General features: G+C 46.7%; 29 protein-coding genes. 19 read left to right on the top strand and 10 right to left on the bottom strand.

Annotated features, from left to right (window positions below):
• The first annotated feature begins 8 nt into the window (after window positions 1-8).
• The 4 genes from arsB to A3Q3_RS0109585 are packed head-to-tail and all read left to right on the top strand — an operon-like array spanning window position 9 to window position 2,628.
• Window positions 9-1,076 (top strand): ACR3 family arsenite efflux transporter, encoded by a 1,068-nt coding sequence (arsB, locus tag A3Q3_RS0109600; RefSeq protein WP_020183378.1) that lies wholly within the window; start codon window positions 9-11, stop codon window positions 1,074-1,076.
• A 16-nt stretch (window positions 1,077-1,092) separates the two neighbouring features.
• Window positions 1,093-1,566, top strand: coding sequence for an arsenate reductase ArsC (locus tag A3Q3_RS0109595; RefSeq protein ID WP_020183377.1), 474 nt, complete (start codon window positions 1,093-1,095; stop codon window positions 1,564-1,566).
• Window positions 1,567-2,286 (top strand): arsenical resistance protein ArsH, encoded by a 720-nt coding sequence (arsH, locus tag A3Q3_RS0109590; protein WP_020183376.1) that lies wholly within the window; start codon window positions 1,567-1,569, stop codon window positions 2,284-2,286.
• Window positions 2,287-2,298: 12 nt separating this feature from the next.
• Entirely contained in the window at window positions 2,299-2,628 is a 330-nt protein-coding gene (locus A3Q3_RS0109585) for a thioredoxin family protein (RefSeq protein ID WP_020183375.1), read from the top strand.
• A gap of 116 nt (window positions 2,629-2,744) precedes the next feature.
• On the opposite strand, the gene A3Q3_RS0109580 is transcribed toward A3Q3_RS0109585, so the two are convergent.
• The 5 genes from A3Q3_RS0109580 to A3Q3_RS0109555 form a co-directional block, all read right to left on the bottom strand.
• On the bottom strand, window positions 2,745-3,446 hold the full coding sequence (locus A3Q3_RS0109580; protein ID WP_020183374.1) for a PEP-CTERM sorting domain-containing protein: 702 nt from the start codon (window positions 3,444-3,446) through the stop codon (window positions 2,745-2,747).
• Window positions 3,447-3,585: 139 nt separating this feature from the next.
• Window positions 3,586-4,422, bottom strand: a complete 837-nt coding sequence (locus A3Q3_RS0109575; RefSeq protein ID WP_020183373.1) for a transglutaminase family protein — start codon at window positions 4,420-4,422, stop codon at window positions 3,586-3,588.
• A gap of 22 nt (window positions 4,423-4,444) precedes the next feature.
• Window positions 4,445-5,389 (bottom strand): alpha-E domain-containing protein, encoded by a 945-nt coding sequence (locus A3Q3_RS0109570; protein ID WP_020183372.1) that lies wholly within the window; start codon window positions 5,387-5,389, stop codon window positions 4,445-4,447.
• Window positions 5,383-6,870 carry a circularly permuted type 2 ATP-grasp protein gene (locus tag A3Q3_RS0109565; protein WP_020183371.1) on the bottom strand — a complete coding sequence of 496 codons (1,488 nt, stop codon included), beginning with the start codon at window positions 6,868-6,870 and terminating at the stop codon, window positions 5,383-5,385. The genes A3Q3_RS0109570 and A3Q3_RS0109565 overlap by 7 nt, the downstream gene beginning before the upstream one ends.
• A 178-nt stretch (window positions 6,871-7,048) precedes the next feature.
• Complete coding sequence (locus tag A3Q3_RS0109555; protein WP_026361863.1) at window positions 7,049-7,912, bottom strand: YicC/YloC family endoribonuclease; 864 nt, start codon at window positions 7,910-7,912, stop codon at window positions 7,049-7,051.
• A 103-nt stretch (window positions 7,913-8,015) separates the two neighbouring features.
• On the opposite strand from A3Q3_RS0109555, the gene A3Q3_RS0109550 reads away from it, so the two are divergent.
• From A3Q3_RS0109550 to hemW, 7 genes are all read left to right on the top strand, one after another.
• Entirely contained in the window at window positions 8,016-8,960 is a 945-nt protein-coding gene (locus A3Q3_RS0109550) for a serine/threonine-protein kinase (protein ID WP_020183368.1), read from the top strand.
• Window positions 8,957-9,877: a PP2C family serine/threonine-protein phosphatase gene (locus tag A3Q3_RS0109545; RefSeq protein ID WP_020183367.1), complete on the top strand. Its 921-nt coding sequence runs from the start codon at window positions 8,957-8,959 to the stop codon at window positions 9,875-9,877. The genes A3Q3_RS0109550 and A3Q3_RS0109545 overlap by 4 nt, the downstream gene beginning before the upstream one ends.
• A 14-nt stretch (window positions 9,878-9,891) precedes the next feature.
• A complete protein-coding gene (gene rph, locus A3Q3_RS0109540; RefSeq protein WP_020183366.1) occupies window positions 9,892-10,608 on the top strand; it encodes a ribonuclease PH in 717 nt (238 codons plus the stop codon).
• Entirely contained in the window at window positions 10,608-11,216 is a 609-nt protein-coding gene (gene rdgB, locus A3Q3_RS0109535) for an RdgB/HAM1 family non-canonical purine NTP pyrophosphatase (protein WP_020183365.1), read from the top strand. The genes rph and rdgB overlap by 1 nt, the downstream gene beginning before the upstream one ends.
• The gene (locus tag A3Q3_RS0109530) at window positions 11,209-11,424 is read left to right on the top strand and encodes a hypothetical protein (RefSeq protein WP_020183364.1); all 216 of its coding nucleotides are present in this window, start codon (window positions 11,209-11,211) and stop codon (window positions 11,422-11,424) included. The genes rdgB and A3Q3_RS0109530 overlap by 8 nt, the downstream gene beginning before the upstream one ends.
• 25 nt (window positions 11,425-11,449) lie before the next feature.
• A complete protein-coding gene (recQ, locus tag A3Q3_RS0109525; protein WP_020183363.1) occupies window positions 11,450-13,276 on the top strand; it encodes a DNA helicase RecQ in 1,827 nt (608 codons plus the stop codon).
• 95 nt (window positions 13,277-13,371) lie between these two features.
• Window positions 13,372-14,583 (top strand): radical SAM family heme chaperone HemW, encoded by a 1,212-nt coding sequence (gene hemW / locus A3Q3_RS0109520; protein WP_020183362.1) that lies wholly within the window; start codon window positions 13,372-13,374, stop codon window positions 14,581-14,583.
• A 36-nt stretch (window positions 14,584-14,619) separates the two neighbouring features.
• On the opposite strand, the gene A3Q3_RS14170 is transcribed toward hemW, so the two are convergent.
• Together A3Q3_RS14170 and argH are read right to left on the bottom strand one after the other, a co-directional pair.
• On the bottom strand, window positions 14,620-15,579 hold the full coding sequence (locus A3Q3_RS14170) for a hypothetical protein (RefSeq protein WP_157355100.1): 960 nt from the start codon (window positions 15,577-15,579) through the stop codon (window positions 14,620-14,622).
• A gap of 11 nt (window positions 15,580-15,590) precedes the next feature.
• The gene (argH, locus tag A3Q3_RS0109510) at window positions 15,591-17,006 is read right to left on the bottom strand and encodes an argininosuccinate lyase (RefSeq protein WP_020183360.1); all 1,416 of its coding nucleotides are present in this window, start codon (window positions 17,004-17,006) and stop codon (window positions 15,591-15,593) included.
• A 133-nt stretch (window positions 17,007-17,139) separates the two neighbouring features.
• Here argH and A3Q3_RS0109505 point away from each other — a divergent pair, with 133 nt between their 5' ends.
• Window positions 17,140-18,126, top strand: a complete 987-nt coding sequence (locus A3Q3_RS0109505; RefSeq protein ID WP_020183359.1) for a sensor histidine kinase — start codon at window positions 17,140-17,142, stop codon at window positions 18,124-18,126.
• 3 nt (window positions 18,127-18,129) lie between these two features.
• Window positions 18,130-18,876, top strand: coding sequence for a LytTR family DNA-binding domain-containing protein (locus A3Q3_RS0109500; protein WP_020183358.1), 747 nt, complete (start codon window positions 18,130-18,132; stop codon window positions 18,874-18,876).
• A gap of 12 nt (window positions 18,877-18,888) precedes the next feature.
• On the opposite strand, the gene A3Q3_RS0109495 is transcribed toward A3Q3_RS0109500, so the two are convergent.
• Window positions 18,889-19,566: a hypothetical protein gene (locus A3Q3_RS0109495; protein WP_020183357.1), complete on the bottom strand. Its 678-nt coding sequence runs from the start codon at window positions 19,564-19,566 to the stop codon at window positions 18,889-18,891.
• Window positions 19,567-19,707: 141 nt separating this feature from the next.
• Here A3Q3_RS0109495 and hemC point away from each other — a divergent pair, with 141 nt between their 5' ends.
• Window positions 19,708-20,646 (top strand): hydroxymethylbilane synthase, encoded by a 939-nt coding sequence (gene hemC, locus A3Q3_RS0109490; RefSeq protein WP_020183356.1) that lies wholly within the window; start codon window positions 19,708-19,710, stop codon window positions 20,644-20,646.
• Between the two features lies 1 nt (window position 20,647).
• Window positions 20,648-21,406: a uroporphyrinogen-III synthase gene (locus A3Q3_RS0109485; protein WP_020183355.1), complete on the top strand. Its 759-nt coding sequence runs from the start codon at window positions 20,648-20,650 to the stop codon at window positions 21,404-21,406.
• A gap of 11 nt (window positions 21,407-21,417) precedes the next feature.
• Here A3Q3_RS0109485 and A3Q3_RS0109480 read toward each other — a convergent pair whose 3' ends face one another.
• Window positions 21,418-22,443 carry a CDP-6-deoxy-delta-3,4-glucoseen reductase gene (locus tag A3Q3_RS0109480; protein WP_020183354.1) on the bottom strand — a complete coding sequence of 342 codons (1,026 nt, stop codon included), beginning with the start codon at window positions 22,441-22,443 and terminating at the stop codon, window positions 21,418-21,420.
• Window positions 22,443-22,883 (bottom strand): FxsA family protein, encoded by a 441-nt coding sequence (locus A3Q3_RS0109475; protein WP_020183353.1) that lies wholly within the window; start codon window positions 22,881-22,883, stop codon window positions 22,443-22,445. Before A3Q3_RS0109475 ends, A3Q3_RS0109480 begins: the two co-directional genes overlap by 1 nt.
• Before the next feature lie 36 nt (window positions 22,884-22,919).
• On the opposite strand from A3Q3_RS0109475, the gene cutA reads away from it, so the two are divergent.
• The 4 genes from cutA (at window position 22,920) to aroQ (ending at window position 26,194) form a co-directional block, all read left to right on the top strand.
• Window positions 22,920-23,246: a divalent-cation tolerance protein CutA gene (cutA, locus tag A3Q3_RS0109470; RefSeq protein ID WP_020183352.1), complete on the top strand. Its 327-nt coding sequence runs from the start codon at window positions 22,920-22,922 to the stop codon at window positions 23,244-23,246.
• Window positions 23,247-23,253: 7 nt separating this feature from the next.
• The gene (dsbD, locus tag A3Q3_RS0109465) at window positions 23,254-25,077 is read left to right on the top strand and encodes a protein-disulfide reductase DsbD (RefSeq protein ID WP_020183351.1); all 1,824 of its coding nucleotides are present in this window, start codon (window positions 23,254-23,256) and stop codon (window positions 25,075-25,077) included.
• Window positions 25,078-25,611 (top strand): TlpA disulfide reductase family protein, encoded by a 534-nt coding sequence (locus A3Q3_RS0109460; RefSeq protein WP_020183350.1) that lies wholly within the window; start codon window positions 25,078-25,080, stop codon window positions 25,609-25,611.
• Window positions 25,612-25,756: 145 nt separating this feature from the next.
• Window positions 25,757-26,194: a type II 3-dehydroquinate dehydratase gene (gene aroQ / locus A3Q3_RS0109455; protein WP_020183349.1), complete on the top strand. Its 438-nt coding sequence runs from the start codon at window positions 25,757-25,759 to the stop codon at window positions 26,192-26,194.
• Window positions 26,195-26,230: the final 36 nt, after the last annotated feature.

Raw genomic sequence — 26,230 nt, 5'->3', positions numbered from 1 at the left:
GAAAGACTATGGATAAAGTAATAGCGTCTGGCGAATTGCAAATCACCAAACCAACAATGGGTACTTTTGAACGTAATCTTACTTGGTGGGTGCTTGGCTGTATTGTAGTGGGCATCGCATTAGGCAAAGTCTTTCCAAGTTTCTTCCAGTCAGTAGGCAACATAAAGTTTGCAGAAGTAAATTTTCCAGTAGCAGTGCTGATATGGCTGATGATTATTCCGATGCTACTTAACATTGACTTTAGTGCAATGAAGGAAGTCCTAACACATCGCAAAGGGATAGGAGTAACGCTGTTTATCAACTGGGTGGTGAAGCCATTCTCTATGGCATTACTTGCTTGGATATTTATACGCCATTTATTTGCTGGCTTGTTACCTGTAGAACAGATTGACAGCTACGTTGCAGGATTGATTCTACTAGCCGCGGCACCATGTACTGCGATGGTGTTTGTATGGAGCGGTCTATGCGGTGGTGAACCTAAATTTACGCTCTCTCAAGTGGCAATTAATGATGCCATCATGTTGTTTGCATTTGCTCCATTAGTAGCCTTGCTGCTTGGCTTATCAAGTATCACAGTGCCTTGGGCTACGCTATTTGTATCCGTATTCTTGTATATTATTGTGCCCGTAGCAATGAGTCAGGCAGTACGTAAGTTACTACTATCCAGAGGCCCGAGTACATTGGACAACTTGTTAAAACACTTACACCCAATCTCACTCTCAGCATTGCTCATTACATTAGTTCTATTGTTTGCATTTCAAGGTGAGCAAATATTGGCTCAGCCTATCATTATTGGACTTCTAGCAATTCCAATCACTATTCAGGTGTACTTCAATTCAATGCTGGCTTATTGGTTAAATAAGCAACTTAAAGTAGCGCATTGCGTAGCGGGACCATCAGCATTAATAGGTGCTTCAAATTTCCTTGAGCTAGCGGTAGCCACCGCAATTGCATTATTTGGATTTAACTCAGGTGCAGCGCTTGCCACTGTTGTCGGTGTGCTGATCGAAGTGCCTGTAATGCTGTCTGTGGTATCTATCGTCAATCGTAGTAAACATTGGTATGAAACTAATTGATTTTTGAGAGCAATGAATGAACATATTATTTTTATGTACGGGCAACTCTTGCCGCTCCATCATAGCCGAAGCGACATTTAATGCATTAGCACCTAGTGGCATGAAAGCCATGAGTGCAGGTAGCCAGCCGGCTGGATATGTACATCCAAATTCCATTGCTTTGCTAGCGTCCAAAGGCATTGCAACCGCAGGCTATGTTAGTAAGTCTTGGGATAATCTACCAGTAACACCCGACATTGTGATTACTGTTTGTAGTAATGCCGCGGGAGAAACTTGCCCGGCTTATTTAGGCAAAGTGATAAGAGCGCATTGGGGTGTTGAAGATCCTGCAAAAGCAACAGGGACCGATGCTGAAATTGATGCTGCATTTGAATTGGCTTATTCAATACTACGTAAACGTATTGAAGCATTTATGAAATTACCAGCAGCAGCATTTGAAGATAAAAATGCCATTCAAGCTCAACTCAATGCAATTGGTGAGATTAGGTAAATGGAAACAGTTGCCAGCTTGCCAAACCTTGACAGTGCACTACTAAGCCGAACGCACCTTTCGACCCTTACCAATTACGTTCCATCTACGCATGCGCCTCGTTTTTTATTGTTGTACGGCTCTTTACGAGAACGTGCTTACAGTAAATTACTGATACTTGAAGCTGCTAGATTGCTGGAAGCATTAGGTGGTGAGGTCAGGATATTTGACCCGCATGGCTTGCCATTGCCTGATGATGCGCCAGAGACCCACCCTAAAGTACAGGAATTACGAGAACTAACGTTATGGTCTGAAGGGATGGTGTGGTCCTCACCAGAAAGACATGGTGCAATGACGGGCATCATGAAGGCGCAAATTGATTGGATACCCTTAACCATGGGGGCAATTCGACCAACACAGGGCAAGACACTTGCTGTCATGGAGGTTTCAGGCGGCTCTCAATCATTCAACGCAGTCAATCAAATGCGAATATTAGGGCGTTGGATGCGGATGATTACCATCACAAACCAGTCATCTATCGCCAAAGCTTTTCAAGAATTTAATGAAGATGGCAGAATGAAACCATCTGCATACTATGACCGAGTGGTTGATGTGATGGAAGAGCTTGTTAAATTTACGTTATTAACACGAGATATTTCTAGCTTGCTGGTTGACCGATACAGTGAACGCAAAGAGTCAGCTGAGTTGCTTAGTAAACGTGTGAATCAACAGTCTATTTAGGCCTTAAAGCAGATGAGCATTCAACATACATCAGAGCTTACACGCGAAGAAATCCATCAATTCACAGGTGCTGTGATGCTGGAATTTGGAGCTGAGTGGTGCGAGCACTGCCAAGCAGCACAAAGCATTATTGCATCTGCACTTAAATTGCACCCTGACATTCACCATATCAAGATTGAAGACGGCAAGGGTCGCAAACTTGGCAGGACATTCTCCGTTAAACTTTGGCCAACGTTGATTTTTATGAAAGATGGGATTGAGCTTAAGCGTTTAGTGAGACAAATCAATCCAAAAGACATTGCATCAGCATTCATCATCATTACAACAGCCGTGCGCAGTTAGGCAAAGTGCCATCTACCGCATTTAGACAGAGAACCACACGCTATTAAAGATGGCTATTTCACACAAAAACGGAGGCATAAGCCCCCGTCGTTTCTTACATCAAGCGATGATTAAAGTTACACAGCATTGCGGCGCTTAACTGCTGCACCAACCAACGCTAAACCAGCAAATAACATCGCATAGGTTTCTGGCTCTGGCACCACAGCCGTCACTGCCGTGTATTGCAGACTGAGGAAGCCGTTGCCGTTAAATGGAAGCTGCCAGCCTTGACCAGGAATGGTGCTCAGGTAGGCATGACCAAGACCAAAGCCAGAAACATCTTGCGCGGTCTGGGTGCGTGACAGTTGAACACCTGTCACGGTTGAATCGCTACTGGTCAGATAGGCAATGTACTTAGTGTTGGCGTTGAGGTTCAAGCCTAGATTGTCAAACGAGATGGTGGTGTAATTACCAGTCGAGTTATAGGTATCAACAGCTGTAAAGGTACTAGGCAACAGGTTGCTACCTACTGTATTGACTGCTTGGTTCTGTGCGTTTGTGCTAGGGTTCCACTGCGCAACATTCAGCTGAAAAGTTGCTGACGTGTTACCGACTGCATAGAAGTTGAAGGATGACAGCAGGCTATCTAGCGTCAGAGCAAACACTTGACCTACCATCGGCGAATCGCCGCTAGGGTTAGCTGCATTACCAAAGTAAGCAAATGGTAGATTGGCGTTGGCGCCAGATGGCACATTGGTGTAGGTGGTGGCAGAGGCGCTACCTGCGAAGGCCAACAGCAGGCCGGCAAGTACTTTTAACTTAAACGATGATTGGGGCATGATTTTTCCTTTAATTTGGCGATGTAGTGGTTAGAACAGTAATCTAACGCAGCCAAATTACGCTTTGCATATGGCAGAGGTTTGAAAAAATATAGTCCGAAAGCAGTAGAAACTGCTAAAGAAAAGTTAGTTTTGGAAGCTATTGCTGTGCTTGTTGTGCTTGCTGTAACAAGGTGGCTGTGCTGACTTTTTGGTGTTGCAGCAACTGTCCGCCATTCTGGTTGACGATAACGCTGGTGGCCATCCCCTCTTCCCCACCACCAATACGCATGCCGCTTACTGGGCTGGCGCCGCGATAATCCAATCCAACGGCCAGCCGAATATGCGTTTCATTAGTAACGCAACCATTAGAGACATCCAAGCTTTGCCAACGATCATCCAACCACACATCTGCCCACGCATGGGTTTGCATCAAACTGCCATCTTCTGTAAACAAATAGCCACTGACATAGCGCGCCGGATAACCTAAGCTACGACAGCAAGCAATAAATACATGGGCATGATCTTGGCATACACCTTGGCCTAGCGCAAAAGCTTGTGCTGCCGTGGTGTCTACCTGTGTGGCACCTTTCAGATATTGCATTTTGTCACGCAATGCATGCATCATTTCTTCAAGCGGCTTCGCTTTGAATGCGTGTGCAAATTCAGTAATGCCTACACTGGGCGCTGTGAGCTCTGTTTCGCGCAGGTAAATAGGCATCGGCAATGCCTCATGCTGGCTTACATCACCCACACCTGTTTCCACTTCACCCGATACGGAAATGTACAACTCGTGATGTGGATTATCGATGACTAATGTGTGTGCGATATTGCCAAAGGTATCTTGCACCTCATGCAACTGGCCATTGACTTTGATATCCCAATGCCGCACATGCTGACCAAAGCCATTTTGTGGCGTGAGGCGTAATTGTTGAATGGTGTAAGTGACCATTTCGCTGTACACATATTGTGTTTGGTGCTGAATATTAAGGCGCATAATGCTTGCTACTCTACACCTATTAAACGGTTGCGCTCAAGAAACTACGTTGAATTTCTTCGCCCAATACATGGTTAGAATGAATAAAGCTCTCTAAAAACTCATGCAAGCCATGCTTAAAGATGTCCTGCATTTTGCCATAATGTAACTTGGCATGCAGCTCGCCTGCCAAGCGTCTGGTCTCACCTTGGCGATTAGCCGCCACCTGCTCGATAATCGGCATGATCTCATCGTAACAAGCATGTAGCGAGCGCGGCATATCGTGCCTTAGTACCAGCAGCTCGGACACACGTAGCGGATCAATCGCATCACTATAGATTTTTTGATAGGCTTGGAAGGCAGAGACCGAACGCAGCACTGCGCTCCATTCGTAATAATCTACCGCACCGCCCATTTGGTATTGCACCGGCATGAGGAAATCGTACTTAATATTGAGCAAGCGCGCCGTATTATCGGCACGCTCAATAAAGGTACCCAAACGCACAAAGCTAAAAGCTTCGTCACGCAACATGGTGCCAAAGCACACACCTCTAAATAAGTGCGATCTGGCTTTTACCCAGTCACAAAACTCGCTTAAGCCTTCTACGGTTAAATCTTTGCGCAAAAACTGATCAAACTCCAACCACAGCGCATTGATATTTTCCCAAGTTTCGGTCGTCATGGTCACCCGTACTGCACGTGCATTCTCACGCGCACTACGCAACGCATTGTAAATACTGGAAGGATTATTACTGTCCATCGTCAAATACTGAATCGTATTTTTTGCATTGGCCTGACCATAATCACGTTCAAACGCTTCGGTGTTTCCAGAAATTTCAATCGCGGCTTGCCATAAGTCTGCATCGTCGCCAGTCGCGGTGGGCACCAGCGACATGTTGTAGGTCACATCCAATACACGCGCCGTATTTTCCGCGCGCTCAATATAACGCGCCATCCAATAAAGGTGATCTGCTGTACGACTTAACATGCCACTTCTTCTTTCATTACTTGTTTATTCGATTGCGCGACTTTTTCAGGCTGCGTGTCGTCACGCTCTAACACCCAAGTGTCTTTGGTGCCACCACCTTGTGATGAATTGACCACCAGCGAGCCTTCTTTTAATGCCACGCGGCATAAGCCACCTGGCACCACACTGACGGTTTTGCCGGACAGCACAAACGGTCTTAAATCTACATGGCGTGGCGCAATGCCTTTTTCTACCAACGTTGGGCAGGTAGAAAGTGCTAATGTGGGCTGCGCAATATAGCTGGAAGGCTTGGATAGAATGCGCAGTTTGAACTCAGCCAACTCTTGCTTGGTTGCTGCAGGGCCAACCAACATGCCATAACCACCAGAGCCTTGCACTTCCTTCACCACCAGCTCGTCCAAATGGTCTAATACATACGTCAAATCATCTTCTTTGCTTAGCTCGTAAGTGGGCACATTTTGCAGAATCGGCTCTTCGCCCAAGTAGAATTTAATCATGGCGGGCACGTAGATATAGGTAGCTTTATCATCGGCCGCGCCTGTCCCCACGGCATTGGCCAAGGTCACGCCGCCATTACGATACACCGACAGCAAGCCCGGCACACCCAACATAGAGTCTGGTTTAAATACGAGCGGATCGATAAAATCATCATCAATACGACGGTAAATCACATCTACCCGCCTTGGGCCTTGCGTGGTGCGCATATACACCGCATTATTGCGCACAAATAAATCTTGGCCTTCTACCAGCTCGATCCCCATTTGCTGCGCTAAAAACGCATGCTCAAAATAGGCGCTGTTATAAGCACCGGGAGACAGCAACACAATGGTTGGATCTTGCACGCCAGATTGTGCAACAGAGCGTAGATTATTGAGTAGGACTTGGGGGTAATGCTCAACTGGCGCAACAGAATATTGCCGGAATAAATCCGGGAACAGCCGCATCATCATTTTGCGGTTTTCTAACATATACGAGACACCTGAAGGCGTACGCAAGTTGTCTTCTAACACGTAAAATTGCGATTCGCTGGTGCGCACCAGATCCACCCCAGCAATATGCGCGTAAATCTGATTCGGCACATCCACACCAAACATCTCTGGGCGATATTGCGGATTACTTAAAATGGTATACGGCACAATACCGGCTTGAATGATTTCTTGCTTGTGATAGATATCATGCAAGAACATATTGAGCGCACGCACGCGCTGCACGACCCCGGCAGACAAATGCGCCCATTCTTTGCTCGAAATTAAGCGTGGAATCACATCAAACGGGATCAAACGCTCCGCGCCATCCGCCTCACCATACACATTGAAGGTGATGCCCACACGGCGAAACAATAACTCAGCTTCCGCTCGCTTAGCCGCCAATTGCTGTGTAGGTACATTTTTCAACCAATTTTGATAGGCTTTGTAAATACTGCGTACATCACCTACATTGGCTTGCATTTCATCAAAAAACTGTTCGACGGAGTGTGCCATGCTTTTATTCTTTCGTTAATAATACGATTAAAAGCAAACTGCATACCAATTTAAAAAATCAATTAAATCAGCATCTTACAAATACGCAAAGTCTGCACTGTTTGAGAACGCACTAAAAAAGTGCAACCTTGCGCTTTTGATTCAACCACCAAAGCCATCACGCACAGAAAGTAGGCATCTACTCAATGTTTTGAATTTGCTCACGCATTTGCTCAATCAGCACCTTAAGCTGCATTGAGATTTGCGTGGTTTCAATCGCAACAGATTTTGCCCCCAGCGTATTGGCTTCCCGGTTCATTTCCTGCATCAAGAAATCCAACTTTTTGCCTACAGCGCCACCTTTGGCAAGGATATGGCTCACTTCATGGACATGCGCATCCAACCGAGAAAGCTCTTCATCCACATCAATACGCTGCGCATACAACACAATCTCTTGTCGCACACGCTCGTCATCGCCCACTAGCGCTTCTTTAAGTTTATGGGTGAGCTTATCCTGATAGGTTTGAATCAAGACTGGCAGCATAGGTTTCACCTGAATCACCAAGGCGTTAATTTCTGACAGGCGTGCCAATATGACGTCTTTTAGTTTTTCGCCCTCACGCTGCCGCGCGTGAATCAGTGCATCCAACACGTCACTCAGCGTCGATTTAATCGTCGTCTCTAATACGTCATGGTCAGCCTTGGCCGATTGCGTCACGCCAGGAATACGTAAAATCTCTAGCACATCGACCGGTTGCACCGCGTCAAAGTATTGTGAAGCGGCTTGCAAGCTTTCAGCAATTTGCTGAATCGCCTGATGGTTAATGGCTGCAAATTGTGTGGTGAGATTCTCCTGCTTTAAATGGATGCGACAGTCTACTTTGCCGCGTCCCAGCTTGGCTTGCATCTGCTCACGTACGCTGGTTTCAAATACTCTTAAGTGGTCATCTAGCTTTAATTGCAGTTCTAAATAACGGTGATTGACCGACCTTAATTCGATCATCAACACACCATATTGGGTATTCAGCTCATGCGATGCATAGCCAGTCATGCTTAAAATCATAGGGGTTACTCTCGTCTAATCTTCAACAATTGTATCAAATGCACCTGTTAATATGAGAAAATAAAGCCACACCTTCAACCGTTTGGGTAAAAGATCATTTTTAATGGCTGTCACCAACAAAAACCAAGCGCTCGACATAGGCTTTAAATTACACGATTACACCATTACCAAAGTGCTGAGCTCTGGTGGGTTTAGCTTTGTATATTTAGCACACGACCCTAACAAAAAAGTAGTGGCTATTAAAGAGTACATGCCGACTGGGTTGGCCTTACGTGATAAAGGTGCGACGGTACAATTAGATGACCACGGTGACTCCGCAGTGTTTAAGCAAGGATTAAAAAGCTTTTTTGAGGAAGGCTTATCGCTCGCTAAAATTGACCATAAAAACATTGTCCGCGTACTCAATTTTTTCAGAGCCAACAATACAGTGTACATGGTCATGAAATATGAGCGTGGTAAATCGTTGCAAGAATACATTTTGGCGCATGAAGCGCCTATCTCCGAGAACTTTGTGCGCCGTGTGTTTGCCGAGTTGCTCAATGGCCTGCGAGAAGTACATACGCACAAGCTACTGCACTTGGATATTAAGCCTGCGAACATTTATATTCGTTTGGATGGTTCGCCTGTGCTGTTGGATTTTGGCTCGGCCAGACAAACCCTGTCTGAGAGCAAGTCGAACATTCCATTGAGTTACACCCCTGGATTCGCGCCGCCGGAACAATATTACACCCGTCAGAATTTAGGCCCGTGGAGTGATATTTATAGTATTGGCGCTAGCATGTACGCTTGTTTGTATCGCGCCACGCCGCAAGCATCTAATTTACGGGCGACCAAAGACAATTTAGAACCCGCTAAATCGCTAGGCAACAATATTTACTCACCCGAGCTTTTGGAGTTGATTGATGAATGCTTGAAGATGGACTTTTTGGCAAGGCCACAAAGTGTGTTTTCACTACAAAAGAAAATCATGGCCTTGAGCCCGGCGCAAGACGGCCCCAAAAATAGTATTGTTAACAAGATTAAAAAAGTACTGAATACCCCATTATGAAATTCACCATCTATCAAAGCAGCCGACAAGGTCCACGCGCCTACAATCAAGATCGCTTAGCGTACTCTTACAGTAAAGACGCGCTGTTGATGGTGTTGGCCGATGGCATGGGTGGACATCGCCATGGTGAGGTGGCGGCACAACTCGCGGTCAAAACACTGACCGAAGCGTTTCAGCGCTTAGCACTACCAACATTGCCTAGCCCTGCCAAATTTCTGACCGATCATATTCAGCAAGTCCATGACATGATCGAAAACAAACGGCAAATGGATGATTTGATTGAATCGCCACGCACCACGATCGTGGCAGCGATTATTCAACGCAACACCTTGTATTGCGCACATGTGGGCGATTCACGCTTGTATCATTTTAGAGACGGTCATTTATTATTCAGAACAGAAGACCACTCGATTGTGCAATCCATGTACCGTAAAGGATTGATTAGCAAAGAAGAAATGGCGACGCATCCTTACCGCAACAAAATCTATAATTGCTTAGGGGGAGATAACATCCCTCAAATTGATTTGGCCGACCGCCACGAGATGATGGATGGCGATATCATTATGTTGTGTACTGATGGTATTTGGAACGAGATTGATGACCGCGAAATCAAAAACATTTTAATCTCCGGTGTCATCGATGAAACAGTCGTGCATTTGTTAGACATGGCAGAAAAGAACAGTGACCAAACCGGTGACAACATGAGTGTGATTGGCTTACAGTGGGGTGACCGTCAGCAGAATCCACAAGCGGTTTCCACCATTACCATGCCACTGGATCAAACCACCACGATTATGAACCCCACTACCCGTCCAGCCAAATTACCGGGCGCACCGCCGGACGATTTAACCGATGATGAGATTGAAAAAACCATTGCTGAGATTCAAGCAGCATTGACTAAACCTAAAACCTTTTAAGTTGTGAGCAAGCCATGAGACCAAGCCAACGCGCCAATAACGCTTTAAGAACCGTAGAAATTATCCGTCATTACACCAAACATGCCGAAGGCTCTGTACTCGTCAAATTTGGCGATACGCACGTGATCTGCACCGCCAGTGTGGAAGAAAAAGTCCCTGGATTTTTAAAGGGGAAAAACCAAGGCTGGGTGACCGCAGAATATGGCATGTTGCCACGCTCTACCGGCAGCCGCATGGATAGAGAGGCTGCTAAAGGCAAGCAATCTGGACGTACACAAGAGATTCAACGCTTGATTGGCCGCAGCTTACGCGCGGTGATTGACTTGGAGAAACTCGGTGAGCGTACCATCCACTTTGACTGTGATGTGATTCAAGCTGATGGCGGCACCCGCACTGCCAGTATTACCGGTGCATTTGTCGCCTTGCAAGATGCCATTAATCAACTCTTGGAAAAAGGGCTGATTACCAGCTCGCCACTCACCGATACAGTTGCCGCCATTTCAGTCGGCGTGTATCAAGGTACACCGGTACTAGATTTGGACTATATTGAAGACTCGGATTGCGATACCGACATGAACGTGGTGATGACCGGTAGCGGCGGCTTTGTAGAAATTCAAGGCACGGCTGAAGGTGAGCCATTCAGCCGCGACACCATGAATGCGATGTTAGATCTGGCGGCAGAAGGTATTCAACAATTGACTGCGAAACAGCACGCAGTATTGAGCGCATAATGGCCCTGCCGTTTAAACAGTTGGTGATTGCCACGGGTAACGCAGGCAAACTGCGGGAAATCCAGCACCTGCTGGCGCCACTTGCGCTGGAGGTCATTCCGCAGTCTGCCCTCAACGTACCTGAATGCGATGAGCCTTACTGCACATTTATAGAAAACGCGCTGGCCAAAGCACGCCATGCCAGTCAACATACTGGCTTGCCAGCATTGGCCGATGACTCTGGTTTGTGTGTGGATAGCTTGCAGGGTGCGCCAGGCGTGCTCTCCGCACGCTATGCTGGCGAGCCCAAATCAGACGAAATGAACAATCAAAAATTGCTCGCTGTATTAGGTGACACACCTCACCGTAACGCCCACTTTTATTGTGTGATGGTGCTGGTGCGCTATGCGCAAGATCCAGAACCTTTGATTGCTGAAGGGCAATGGGTTGGAGAAATTTTAAAAGAGTATCGTGGTCATGATGGCTTTGGCTATGACCCGTTATTCTTGGATGCGAAAACAGGTAAAACAGTTGCTGAACTACCTTTAGAGATTAAAAGCAGAATCAGCCACCGCGGACACGCCATGTCCAAACTGTTACAAAAGTTAGAAAGGCTCAATGATGAGTAAAGCATGGCCCATTTGGCTGCGTGATGATAGCTCGGTCGTCTCATGCACAGAAAAAGTCAAAGTCATGACCGAAAATTTTGATGAAATTAAGCAAATCACGCAAGACGCATTTGAAGATGGCTTGTTGATGGAAGTCAGTGAGACACAAATGCGTGAAGCATTACATGCGCTGGTGGATAGCCTCATTAACCCATACAACAAAATCTAGGCTGGTCGGACTGTTCATCTAAAGCATGGCAAGCCTCTCGCCGCAACATATCCTTCAGCAGGTTTTTGGTTATACCCAGTTTCGCCACCAGCAGCAAGCCATCGTTGAGCATGTAATTGGCGGACACGATGCGCTGGTACTCATGCCTACGGGTGGCGGAAAATCGCTCTGCTACCAGATTCCGGCCTTGGCCCGTGAAGGTCTAGCAATCGTTGTCTCACCCTTAATTGCTTTGATGCAAAACCAAGTTGAGGCTTTGCAGCAACTTGGTGTCAACGCTGCTTTTCTAAATTCCAGTTTAAGCGCAGAAGACAATGCCCGCATTACTCGCGAGGTGGTCAGTGGTGAAATTAAACTATTGTATGTCGCCCCCGAGCGCTTGATGCTTGGCAGCTTTTTAAGTCTGCTTGATGAAATCCACCAGCATGTCGGCTTGGCGCTGTTTGCCATTGACGAAGCGCATTGCGTATCGCAATGGGGGCATGACTTCCGGCCGGAGTATCGGCAGCTCACCGTATTACATGAGCGCTTTCCCGACGTACCACGCATCGCATTGACTGCGACTGCGGATGCACCGACACGCGCCGAGATTATCAGCCAGCTCAATCTCGAAAACGCACGCCAGTTTGTCTCCAGTTTTGACCGCCCGAATATTCGCTACCATGTTGGTATCAAACACAATGCACGCCAGCAATTGCAAGCATTCCTAGAGCGCGAACACCCTGACGATGCTGGCATTATTTATTGTTTATCACGCAAAAAAGTGGAAGAAACAGCAGCCTTCTTGGTCGAAAAAGGCTGGTCTGCATTGCCCTATCACGCTGGTCTGCCTGCACCAATGCGTGAGCACAATCAACGCCGCTTTCTGCGTGAAGAAGGCATCATTATGGTGGCGACCATCGCATTTGGTATGGGCATCGATAAACCCAATGTGCGCTTTGTTGCGCATTTAGATCTGCCCAAAAGTATGGAAGGTTATTATCAGGAAACGGGCCGCGCTGGCCGTGATGGCTTGCCTGCAAACGCTTGGATGGTGTACGGCATGGGTGATGTCGTCTCCATGCGGCAGATGTTGGATAGCGGCGAAGCCTCTGAAGAACGTAAACGGCTGGAACGCTTAAAACTAGATGCCTTGCTCGGCTATTGCGAATCCACCGCTTGCCGTCACCAAACCATTTTGCGCTACTTTGGCGAAAGCCACCCCGGCGCCTGCGACCAATGCGATAACTGCCTGCATCCGGTAGAAACTTGGCAAGCGACACAAGTTGCACAGATGGCACTCTCCTGTGTGTACCGCACCGGACAAAGATTCGGCGTCGGCCATTTAATTGATGTGCTTACCGGGAAAGTCACACCACAAGTCGAACGTTTTAATCACGATAAAGTGAGCACCTTCGGCATAGGAAAACCCCTCAATCAAGCCCAATGGAGCGGTGTGTATCGCCAATTGATTGCATCTGGATTGCTGGAAGCCGATATGGCTGCCTACGGCGGCTTACAACTGACTGAAGCCGCGCGGCCAGTGCTAAAAGGCGAACAAGAAGTCTGGCTACGCCGTGATGCCGAACCAGAAAAACGCATGAGTAAAGCCGAACGTAGTGCCCGTGCCAAAGAAGCATTTGCAGGCGCTAGCGACGACCCACTTTGGCAAGCGCTCAAAGCCAAACGGTTAGAACTGGCAAGAGAACAAGGCGTGCCACCGTATGTGATTTTCCACGACAGTACCTTGTTGGAAATTCATAACCGCAAACCCCAAGCCTTAAATGAAATGGGGCAAATTAGCGGGATAGGTCAGGCGAAACTGCAGAAATATGGAGATGCGTTTTTGCAGGTACTAGAGGAAATGGCTTGAAAATACATTTTTTGTTGCGGCGACTTATTCCATCTTTGCGTAATAGCCAATAAAAACGACACGTGATAGTGAATACATTCCGTTAAAATACCCGCATGATTCCAATCTACCCTGCCAATAGTTTGAGTGCTGCGCCGCTACAAGGCAATGTGACGTTAAGCGGCCTGAGCAACCCGCCACCGCTATCTCTCTATATCCACATTCCTTGGTGCGTGCGTAAATGTCCGTATTGTGATTTTAATTCGCACGAGGCCAAACAAGAGATTCCAGAAGCAGCCTATGTGGATGCATTGATTCAAGATTTGGAGCAAGCCACGCCTTTGATTTGGGGACGAAAAATTCACAGCGTATTTTTTGGTGGTGGTACGCCCAGCCTATTTTCGGGCGAGTCCATCGACAGAATTCTAAGTCATGTACGTATGCTCACACCGCTAGAGTATGGCGCAGAAATTACACTGGAGGCCAACCCTGGCACAGTTGATACTGCGCATTTTCAGGCCTACAGAGATGCAGGGATCAACCGTGTTTCACTGGGTATTCAAAGTTTTGATGATCGCTACCTGAAGGCGCTGGGGCGCATTCACGACACGGCACAAGCACAAGCGGCCGCGGCTCTGGCCATAGAAACGTTTGAGCGTGTAAACCTAGATGTGATGTACGCCTTGCCAGAACAAACACTGGAAGACGCGTTGAGTGATGCAAAAATGGCCTGCGCACTCAACCCGGCACACCTATCGTTTTATCACTTAACCTTAGAGCCCAATACCCCGTTCCACCGCACCCCACCTAGCCTGCCGGACGATGACACCAGCGCCACTATGCAAGAAGAGATTGAGCAGTATTTGGCGCAACAGGGGTATGTTAACTACGAGACCTCTGCTTTTTCTAAGCCTGGCATGCAGTGCAAACACAACCTAAACTATTGGACATTTGGTGATTATTTAGGCATTGGCGCAGGCGCACATTCCAAGCTGAGTTTTCATGACAAACTGATTCGCCAAGCGCGCCACAAACACCCCAAACGCTATATGGAATTTGTGCCACAGGGCAAAGCGGTTGACCAAGAATGGGTGATTGAACAAGAGGCACTGGGGTTTGAGTTTATGATGAACACGCTGAGGCTACATGATGGATTTGCCACAGACTTATTTCAACAACGCACCGGCTTACCACTGATCAGCATTGAAAAATCACTCGCCGATGCTATTCAGCAAGGGCTAGTCACGCATCAATCATCACGCATAGCACCTACGCTAAAAGGGCGCCGCTTTCTCAATAATTTACTGGAAATTTTTCTGGACGATTAGCCGGATAGCTAAGCATTAGTAAGCTAAGTATTGGCACTAAGCAGCCGCGGATCTATCTTCTTCATGTGTGTGCTGATGATATGGCGTGAGCATGGACACTGCTGCATTCTGTACTTCTGCTGCCGCAGTTTCCGATAGCGCATCTGAGTCAGCATCTTCCAAAGTTGTCGTGATGGTATTCAAAAGCGCAATCTGCCGACGCATATAACGCTTTTGTAAACGCCAGAGCCCAAGCCCCATGAGTAACAACAGCGTGAGATACAAGCCATTTCGCCATTGAGGATGATGCAATTGTTGCATCCAGCTAGGGGTTTCTACCATCCAATAGGTCTTGGCCGTCACTACCCATGATGACACCGTTGATTGTGTTTGTTGCCACATATGCACCCACTGCGAAGAAGTCCCCGGCGCAGGCAATGTCGGCTTAATCAAAACAGATTTAGCCTGTGCTTGTGGATGGTGTGGAATGGTTTTGCTTGGCTTGGGTGCAGATGGAATAATTTTTTTGAGTTGGTCGCTTAACTTCAGCTGATAACTTAATTTAAGCTGACTTTGTGCATGCGTGATTTCTTCCATCTTTTTGATACGGTGCGTCATCGCACGCACTTCTTTCTCATCCGGAATCGCAATCACTTGCACGCGTTTAAATGGCGTATCTGGCAATAGCGTGACCCCCAACGCCTTAGTTAAACGAATGGTCTTCTGGATAAATCGCTGCTCTAGAATCGGGCTATCAGGATAAAACGTCTTGGCCAATTGCGCTAAAGTCTCATGTGGCATCATCGGCCAAAGCAATTGGCCGTCTTCTGTCTGCGCAGGTATACTTTCAGGTACTTCGGGGGGAGACGTTGACTCCGCTGCGCTAGTGCTGAGTGCTGATTCTGCTAGCGTATCGAGTTTGGTTTCAATGGGTAAATCTGCAGATTGCGCTAAGGCAAAAGGGCAAAGTAGGCACAACACTACACAAAGTAATGCCCAGTTTCCCTTTAAACTCAAGCCTATCTTTTTTATTTGAGTGCTGCCCTTGCTTGCTGTATGGCACTGCGGACCTGTGCGGGTGCAGTGCCCCCCACATGATGACGGCTTGCCACCGAACCTTCTAATGTTAAAACAGAATATACATCTTCTGTAATCATTTTGCTAAATTGTTGTAACTCCGTCAGCGCCATATCGGCCAAATCTTGCTGCGTATTCACCCCATGCTTTACTGCCAGCGCCACGACTTCATGCGCATCTCTAAATGGCATGCCTTTTTTCACTAGATAATCCGCTAAATCAGTGGCTGTAGCAAAGCCTTCTAGCGCGGCTTGTCGCATATTGTCTGCATTGACACGAATACCGCGCATCATATCTGCATAAATCTGCAGCGTGACGACAATGGTATCGGCTGTATCAAATAGCGGCTCTTTGTCTTCTTGGTTGTCTTTATTGTAGGCCAATGGCTGGCCTTTCATCAGCGTGAGCAAGCCCATCAAGTGTCCAAATACACGGCCAGTTTTACCGCGCACTAACTCCGGCACATCAGGGTTTTTCTTTTGCGGCATGATAGATGAACCTGTGCAAAAACGGTCTGCGATATCAATGAAGGCGAAGCGTGGTGAGCTCCATAACACCAACTCTTCTGAAAAACGTGACAAATGCATCATCAGCACAGAAGCTGCTGCACTAAATTCAATGGCAAAATCACGGTCAGACACTGCGTCTAATGAATTGGCACATACGCCATCAAAACCAAGTGAGGCGGCCACCATGTTACGATCAATAGGATAGCTGGTGCCAGCCAATGCCGCAGCGCCCAACGGTAAGCGATTAATGCGTTTACGCGCATCGGCAAAACGTTCAGCGTCGCGTTTGAGCATTTCAAAATACGCCATAAGGTGATGACCAAACGTCACCGGCTGCGCCACTTGCAAATGCGTAAAGCCGGGCATGATGGTATCTGCGTGCTGTTCCGCTAGGTCTATGATGGATAATTGCAGCGCTTTGATGCCACTCAGTACATCGTCTACAGTGGCACGTAACCACAAGCGCACATCTGTCGCCACCTGATCGTTTCTACTTCTGCCAGTATGTAAGCGCTTACCTGCATCGCCAATCTTATCGGTCAACCGTTTTTCAATATTCAGGTGCACATCTTCCAAATCCAACAGCCATTCAAAGCTACCCGCTTCAATTTCTTGCAGAATCTCACCCAAGCCTTGTTCAATAGCGGCCACATCTTGCAAGCTGATAATCTGTTGTGCACCCAGCATACGCGCATGGGCAATAGAGCCTTGAATATCAACACGCGCTAACCGCTTATCAAAATCGACCGAGGCGGTATAGCGTTTCACCAGCTCCGCCACTGGCTCGTCAAAGCGGCCAGACCATGCTTCTGATTTATGGTTAAGTGATGAGGTTTTTTTGTCGTCTGATGCTTGCACTGCAATCCCTTTTACTTTGGTAGTCGTTCTTTTTCATTTTCTACTGGCAATGATGTTCCGGCCTGCAGAGTTTTTATGAAAATTTTCTTTAATAATAATATACTTATCGCATCATTATAACTAACTATATGTCGTGCGCAAAAACAGCCGCCTTCCAAATTTACATAATTTTGGCATTCATTTACGTATCTTGCTGATTGTGAACCTGTTCGCAGTGCTGGCGGCGCTTTTGCTAAGCCATCCGTTATCGCAGTTCTTTAATGTGTTTACAGAGCTCTCTACGGCGGTTCAACCCATCTTAATCATTAGCTTATTGTGTTTGTACGGCCTATATCCATGGCTCAATAAACTGGATTATCGCGCTAGTGTGCCCGTCATCATATTGCTAGAAATTGGCATCACCTATTTGGCTTTTTCTTTAGTCAGCCCGTATTTTTCGCCGGAGCTCATTCCAGACATTCCACGTGCATGCCTGCTCACCACCATCGTGACAGCCATTGTGTTGTATTACTTTAACTTGCAACAGCGCGCCTACTCGCCCGCCATTGCCGAAGCACGTTTGCAAGCACTCCAAGCGCGTATTCGCCCGCACTTTTTATTTAACAGTATCAATGCCGTACTTTCACTCATCAGAAGCCAACCCAAACGTGCTGAAACCGCGCTGGAAGACATGGCAGATTTGTTCCGCGTGTTAATGGCGGATAACCGCGATTTAGTGCCGCTCGCACAAGAGATTGCGCTGAGCCGCCAATACTTAGCATTGGAAAAATTACGCTTGGAAGATCGTCTAAACGTGAATTGGCAAATAGAGCACATGCCGCCCGACGCAATGATTCCGCCCCTGATCTTGCAGCCTTTGTTAGAAAATGCGGTGTACCATGGCATAGAGCCGTTGGCAGACGGCGGCGAAATCACTATTCAGATTGTGTGTAAGCATAAAGAAGTGCTGATGAGCATCAGCAACCCTTTTAATCCCGATAAACATCACCATACGGGTAACAAAATGGCGCTCAAAAATATTAAAGAACGGCTCCTGTTACACTTTGATTTAGAAGCATCGCTTAAAACAGACATTGCCGGACAATACTATACCGTGCATATTCGCGTGCCACATCAATAAACCATGACCACACTCCGTATCATCATTGCCGACGACGAAACACCTGCGCGCAACCGTCTGCGTGATTTGCTTGGCGACATCGCCAATGTCAGCGTTGTGGCTGAAGCGCAAAATGGAAAAGAGGCCATAGAACTTGCGGCTGAGCATAGCCCAGACCTTGTATTGTTAGACATACGTATGCCGGTGATGGATGGCATTGAAGCAGCGCAGCATCTGCAATTGCTAGCCCAAGTCCCCAAGTTGATTTTCACTACCGCCTATGATGCTTATGCAATTAAGGCGTTTGAGTTGAACGCCATTGATTATCTGCTGAAGCCCATCCGCCAAGAACGCTTAGAAACCGCGCTGAATAAAGTACGCGCATTACAACCTGCACAGCTAGCATCGATCAAGCCATTACAACCTACGCGCTCACATTTGAGTATTCATGAGCGCGGACGTGTACTACTGGTGCCGATTCAAGAGATTATTTATTTCCGCGCAGAGCAAAAATACGTCACCGTGCGCACTGCCGTACGCGAATATTTGGTAGAGGAATCGTTAACACAACTAGAAGTGGAGTTTGGTGAACTGCTATTGCGTTTGCACCGTAACTGCTTGGTGGCCAAGCCGTTTATTGCAGGGTTTGAAAAGCGCACCATCGTCAACGATGATGCGCAAATGGAACAACAATGGGTGGCTATTTTAAAAGGCGTGCCGGAAACAGTAGCCGTGAGCCGGCGTCAGCAACACCTTATCAAAACAATCTAGCAACGCCACGCTTCAATATTTGTTTTTTCTTTCGCTCATGTCCGCAATGACTTTGGCGGCCCAATCTCTACCGCCCAGACCAAATGCAATCGCCAGCGCTAAGAACACAGCACCAAATACAATCACAAACAATGAGTAAATGAGCTGCATGCCAATACCCAACTGCTCTAGCGCCACAAACACCGCCAAAATTTGAATGCCATACTCGGTAGAAGTGCTCACCGCCAGAGCCTCAGGAAATTTAATGCTATGCAACCAGGCAAACACAATACGATTCATAAAGCGCGCTAGTAAAGTACCAAACACCAGTATCAGAATCGCCACAATAATATGCGGTAGATACACCGCTAACTGTTGTAACAAACCAGCTACTGCGCTCAATTCCAGCGCATTTGCACCTGTAATCACAAACAGTAGAATGACTAACCAGTAGACGACTTGGCTAATGATGCCGCTCAAGGTTACGTGCATATTGCCACTATTCATAAAGGCTTCTAAGCCAGATTTACGCGCAAATTGATCAAACTGCATCAACTCTAGCAAACGTTTTACGCCGCTTCTTACAAGCTTGGCAATAATCCAGCCAAAAAATAGAATCACCAATACCGCTAACAAACGTGGCACAAAATTTACCAGTTGTAGCCAAAATTGATTGAGAGATGCGAGAAAAATATCGACCTGATATTGCATAGTAACCTCCTATAATTGGTAATACAACACTTCACTTTTCAGCACTAGGACACTGGATAATAACTTAGAAATAAGCTTAACTCCAAATGCAAAGTCATATCCAAATGTTGGTTCATAAGCGCATGTGCTAAAATTTAAGCTATGAAAAATGCACCGCAAAAACTCGTCATCGCCTCGCGTGAAAGCGCACTTGCCATGTGGCAAGCCAAACATATTCAAGCCAAGTTGCAAGCATTGTACCCACAATGCGATGTGCAGATATTGGGCATGACCACCACAGGGGATCAGATTTTAGATTCACCTCTAGCACGGATTGGTGGTAAGGGTTTGTTTGTGAAAGAGTTAGAAACTGCGCTTGAAAATGGCAGTGCCGATTTAGCGGTACATAGCATGAAGGATGTGCCGATGAACTTGCCAGAGGGCTTTGCTTTAGTAGCCACCGGCGAACGCGAAGATCCACGCGATGCCTTTGTATCTAACCAGTTTGATTCACTCGCCGTATTGCCCCATGGCAGCATAGTTGGTACTTCTAGCTTACGTCGTCAAAGCCAGATTCAGGCGCGCTTCCCGCACCTCAAAATTGAGTCTCTACGTGGCAACGTGCAAACGCGCTTACGCAAATTAGACGAAGGCCAATACGCAGCCATTATTTTGGCAGCCGCCGGACTGATTCGATTAGGGTTAGGCGATAGAATTCGCGGTTTTATTGCGCCAGAAGACAGTATTCCAGCGGTTGGGCAAGGCGCGTTAGGTATCGAAATTAACGCGCACAGAACCGATTTGATTGAAATTCTAGCGCCACTCAATCATTTAGATACGCAATTATGTGTAGAAGCAGAGCGTGGCTTTAGCCGTGCATTAGCTGGCAGCTGCACGGTGCCTTTAGGTGCGTATGCTACGCGGGTCGGCGAGCAGATCCATATGACGGGCTTTGTGGCCAGCGTGGATGGCCAACAAATGTTGCGTCAGCAAATTACAGGCAACCTGACGGATGCTGAGGCTGTAGGTAAAGCCTTGGCGGATAAATTGGTCAGCCTGGGCGCAGATAAAATATTATCAGCGCTAGATCACATCAAATAACATGTCGGAACCAACGCTCGCAGGCATCGGCATAGCCATCACACGACCGAGCGATCAAGCCAAAAAACTCTCGCAATTGATTGAAACCGCGGGTGGCCACGTCATTCCATTTCCGCTGATTGAAATTGCCTCTCTTGATAATTACAGCGACTTTGAACACGTGATTGCCGATATTGCTGCATACGATTGGATTATCTTTATCAGCAGTAACGCAGTACAGAATGGCATGCCACGCCTACTAACACAAACACTGCCCAGCCATTTGAAATTTGCTGCCATAGGTCCGGTCACGGCCAAAGAGCTACAGGAATTTGGCATTCAAGAAGTGTTAATCCCAAAGAGCAGGTTTGATAGTGAGTCTTTACTCTCTTTGCCAGAAATGCATGATATGCAGGGCAAAAAAGTGATGATAGTCCGCGGAATTGGCGGGCGTGAAGTGCTGGCAGATACATTGAAATCACGTGGCGCGTCCGTCACGTTTGCGGAATGTTATCAAAGGATTAACCCTCAACGTAATGTGGATGTGTTGACCCAAGCTTGGTTAAATCAACAACTACACGCAATAGTGGTCACCAGCTCCGAGGCCATGCGTCATTTGCTGGATTTAGCGCGGGATACTACTTGGTTAAAACATATAACGATCTGTGTGAATCATGCAAGGATTGCCGAGCAACCATTAGCCATGGGGTTGCATGTGTCGATTGCAGATGCGCCTGGTGATGACGCCATGCTCAATCTGTTACTTAGCGCATTCCATTAACTCGCGCTTGTTTACTTAGGCGCAAACGTAAACGCATCACTGAAAAATTCGTCTGCTTTCAATCCTTGTTCTACAAAGGTTTTATGCGCAATGTCTACCATGCCAGGGGCGCCACATACATAAGCTTGGTGTGCACTTAAATCCGCATAGTCCGCCAATACGGCTTCATGGACCAGCCCCCTTCTACCTTGCCAATCTGTGTCTACCGGCTCTTCTGATAGCACTGGAATATATTTAAGATGAGGCAAAAACGCTGCCCAACGCCGACAGAGATCATCCATGTACAAATCTTGTTGTGTGCGTCCGCCACGGTATAGCACTACTTCACGTTGCATACCCACATGTATCATATGCTCAATAATGCCTTTGATCGGCGCAAAGCCTGTGCCGCCAGCCACAAACACTAGCGGCTTATTGGATTCTTCGCGCAAATAGAAGGTGCCTAGGGGCGCTTCAATGCGCAAAATGGCTTTTTCTGGCATTTCTTCAAACACGTATTGTGTAAATTGGCCGCCTGCGATTAGTCGCAAATGCAGCTCAATCAGCGCGTCATCATGCGGGGCATTGGCGATAGAGAACGCTCTGCGCTTGCCATCCTTAAGAATAAATTCCAGATACTGCCCGGCCACAAACTGTAAACGCTCGGTCGCCGGCAATTGTAAAAACAACACCATCACATCACCAGAGAGTTGTACTTTTTTCTGCACACGCACAGGCAATATTCTAGGTTTAATGCCATTGATACCGCTCAGTTCACGACACTCAATCACTAAGTCTTCCAACGGTCGCGCACAACAAAACAGCGCTTGACCCGCCGCCAATTCAGCATCGGTCATGGCGCTGCCTTGAAAATCATCATGCATCAGCTTGCCGGAGATCAACTTACCTTTACAGGCACCACAGGCGCCATTCCTGCACCCGTATGGCAAGTTAATACCCGCTTCAATCGCGGCTTCTAGTACGGTTTGACTAGGGCGTACTGGGAATTGGTGACCACTGTTTTGAATGGTCACGGTAGGATGATTTACTAAGCTCATTATTTCTTTTCCAGATCTTCTCTAATATGCGTGAACTCACCTTCAATCACATCATCATTGGCGGATTGCTGATAGCGAGGCTTACGATAAGCTTTTCCACTAACCTCTTCTTGTACTGGCGGCTTATTTTGTTCAATGGGAATTAACAATAATACTACTGCAATGACATCGCTGATCACACCAGGTATTAGCAATAACACACCTGCCACCATATTGCGGGCTGTGCCCAACAAGGCTTTAACAGGATTGCCGCCAGCCAAGCTCTGCATCATTTTTGGCGCCATCAGTACTTTTTCACCGCGAATCAGTTGTAAGCCAAGATAGCCGATGACGACTAAGTACAATAATAACCACCAACCGTATTGGTCAGCGAGCTTGATCAACAGCACTATTTCTGCAATTGGAAAAGCAAGTAAAATAAGCGTAATAAATAAACGCATGATTAACCCTTTAATTGGAGACCGCTTTCGCACACCATGGATAATGCCGAAATTATAATCGTGTTGACCCATGTGCCAGATGAAACGTGCGCAAATAAAATTGCGGAGATGCTCATTCAACATCAACTGGCAGCGTGTGTTAACATTCAAAGCCCTTGCCAATCGGTATATGCATGGAACAACGTGGTTGAACACACCACCGAATGGCCTGTGACCATTAAAACAATTCGTCAAAAATATGCAGAAGTTGAGTCTTGTATTTTAAAACATCACCCGTACGAACTTCCTGACATTCTATGTCTCAATGTAGATGGTGGTTTACCTGCTTATTTACAATGGGTAAATGCACAAATCCCGCACTAGGAGCACCATGCTAAGAGTATTGATTACCCTGATAAGTTTTTGGACGATTACCCTGCTTTCGCCCATGAGTGTTGCTGGCAATACCAGCAGCGCGATCAAAAACCTATTTACGGAAGAAACCAGCGAAGACGATTTTTTATCTCCAGACATTGCATTCCAAGTAACTATTGCGCCTACAGATGCACAAACGCTACAGGCAAACTTTAAAGTAGAGCCCGGCTATTATTTATACAAACAACGCATTAAATTGAATGTGGAATCACCAGAAACCGCACTGATTACTGCAATGGATTTACCGGCTGGTGAAATTAAAGACGACCCAAACTTTGGTAAACAGGAAGTCTATCACCATGACTTTTCAACCAAAGTAGGTGTTTCTAGCACCGAAAACTTAGCGGTTAAAGTCACCTATCAGGGCTGTAGTGAAAAGGGGCTGTGTTATGCGCCACAAACCAAGACTTTCACCTTTGGTGTGGTGAATGATGCGTCTGCTGCCACACCAAATCCAATCGGAGCTGAGCCTATTGCAGAAAGTGGCGATGACAGCCAAGCCTCCAATCTACTTAAAAGCGGCCATTGGTGGTTGATTATATTAGGGTTCTTTGGTGCAGGTCTCTTGCTTGCCTTTACCCCCTGCGTATTCCCCATGATTCCGATTTTATCCAGCATGATCATTGGCAAGAACGCACATGTTTCACGCCTGCATGCCTTTAATCTTTCACTCGCTTACACCTTGGGGATGTGTCTCACTTACACCTTATTGGGCATTGCAGCTGGCTTATCTGGCCAACTATTGAGCAATGCGCTACAAACCCCATGGGCATTGAGCTTTGGCGCCATTGTTTTTGTGTTACTTGCACTATCGATGTTTGGCTTTTATGAGCTGAAATTGCCTAGCCACTTAGAAAACAGTATTTTTAATCTAAGTAATCGTATTAAAGGTGGTCAATTTTTTGGCGATTTTTTAATGGGCGTATTATCTGCGCTCATTATCAGCCCCTGTGTCGCTGCGCCATTGGCTGGCGCACTACTTTATATTAGCAAGACCCATGATGTGGTGCTAGGCGGTGTCGCCTTATTCTCACTGTCACTCGGCATGGGCTTCCCTCTATTGCTGATTGGCGCATCTGCCGGTACATTGCTTCCGCGTGTGGGCGCGTGGATGAATGCTGTGCGTCAATTATTTGGCGTATTGATGTTAGGCGTGGCTGTATGGTTGATTGGCCCCATTATCCCGATGAATCTACAATTGGCACTGTGGGCAGCTTTGTTGATTGTCCCCGCCATCTATATGCATGCACTGGACAACTTGCCAGGCGATGCCAAGCCGATCCTCAAATTGTGGAAAGGCGTGGCAATCATGATGCTCATTACTGGCATTGCTCTGCTCATTGGCGCGCTGTCTGGTGCTAAATCGCCCTTACAACCATTAAGTGGCGTGCTTGCCAACACCAATGCATCATCCGCACAGCACGCATTAAACTTCAAGCGCGTACGCTCCGTGGCAGAGCTTGACCAAGCGATTCAAGCAGCCAAAGGTCAATATGTCATGTTTGATTTTTACGCAGACTGGTGTGTTTCCTGCAAAGAATACGAACAGTTTGTGTTTACTGACCCGCGTGTACAATCCAAATTAAAACAAGCCGTATTACTACAAGCAGATGTAACCGCCAACAATGCAGACGACGCTGCCCTATTAAAACGCTTTGCATTATTTGGCCCACCAGGTATTTTGTTTTTTAATCAAGATGGCAAAAAAAACCCTGCCCAAGTCGTTGGCTATAAAAATGCCGATGAATTTTTAGCTATTCTCAATACGGTACAACCCTAAATGTTTACAAAGCTCAAAACACCCCTTATCTACCTGATACTCATTGCAAGTTTAGGGTTTGCGATATTTCACTTTTTTTTAAACAAGCAAGAAGTAAAAAACGGCCAACAGCAATCGACAGCCCCATTATTTGCGGCCAGCTTTCCCAATGAGCATGGTGAAAACAAGCCGCTTAACGCTTATCAAGGCAAGATTGTAGTACTTAACTTTTGGGCAACTTGGTGTGAGCCATGCCGTGAAGAAATGCCAGAGCTCTCCACATTACACGAGGCCTATGCCAATAAAAATGTGGTGGTATTGGGTGTTGCGATTGATGACGTGAACGCGATTAACGAGTTTACCAAGCAGACTCAAGTGAAATACCCATTGTTTGCAGCCGACATGGCGGGCATGGAGTTGGCCTCCAACTTAGGCAATAATAAAGGGGTACTGCCATATACCGTGATAATTAAGGCCGATGGCACCGTCCACAAAACCTATTTTGGGCGTATTTCGAAAGATTTATTAGAAAAATCGCTGCTGCCGCTTCTGTAATGCTTTAGCCAAAACAATCAATAAGTTAACTATTTTTTAATGCCTATCTTCGCTCAAATGCTGTGATTTAGCTGGACAAAGAATCATAACTTCGGCAAACTTGCTGCTATGCAAAACTGTCTACATTGTTGTTTGAGCGTATCAAATGTCGGCTAAATCCATTTTAGTCATTCATGGGCCTAACCTCAATATGTTAGGTACGCGTGAACCTGCGCATTATGGCACGCTGACCTTATTGGATATCAACACGGCTTTAACACAGATGGCCAAACAAGATGGTCATATGCTGGAAGCGTTTCAAAGCAACGCCGAAGCTGAGATTGTGACAAAGATTCAATCCTTAATGGTGAATCGTGTGGATGCCCTGATTATTAATCCGGCCGCATTCACGCACACTTCTGTTGCCATACGAGATGCTATTTCAGCAGTGAACATTCCCTTTATTGAGGTACATCTCTCTAACGTATATGCACGAGAACAATTTAGACATCACTCGTTTTTTAGCGACATTGCTATTGGCGTTATCAGCGGGTTAGGCGCCGAAGGTTACTTTGCTGCCTACCGTTACATCACAAAACCATAACATTATTATAATTATATTCAGTTAATACCGAGGTCT

Origin of the sequence: Methylotenera sp. 1P/1 (genome assembly GCF_000384355.1) — a bacterium.
GTDB lineage: Bacteria > Pseudomonadota > Gammaproteobacteria > Burkholderiales > Methylophilaceae > Methylophilus.
Note: the sequence above shows the minus strand (reverse complement) of the source record. Positions and strands in the feature narration are given on the sequence as shown.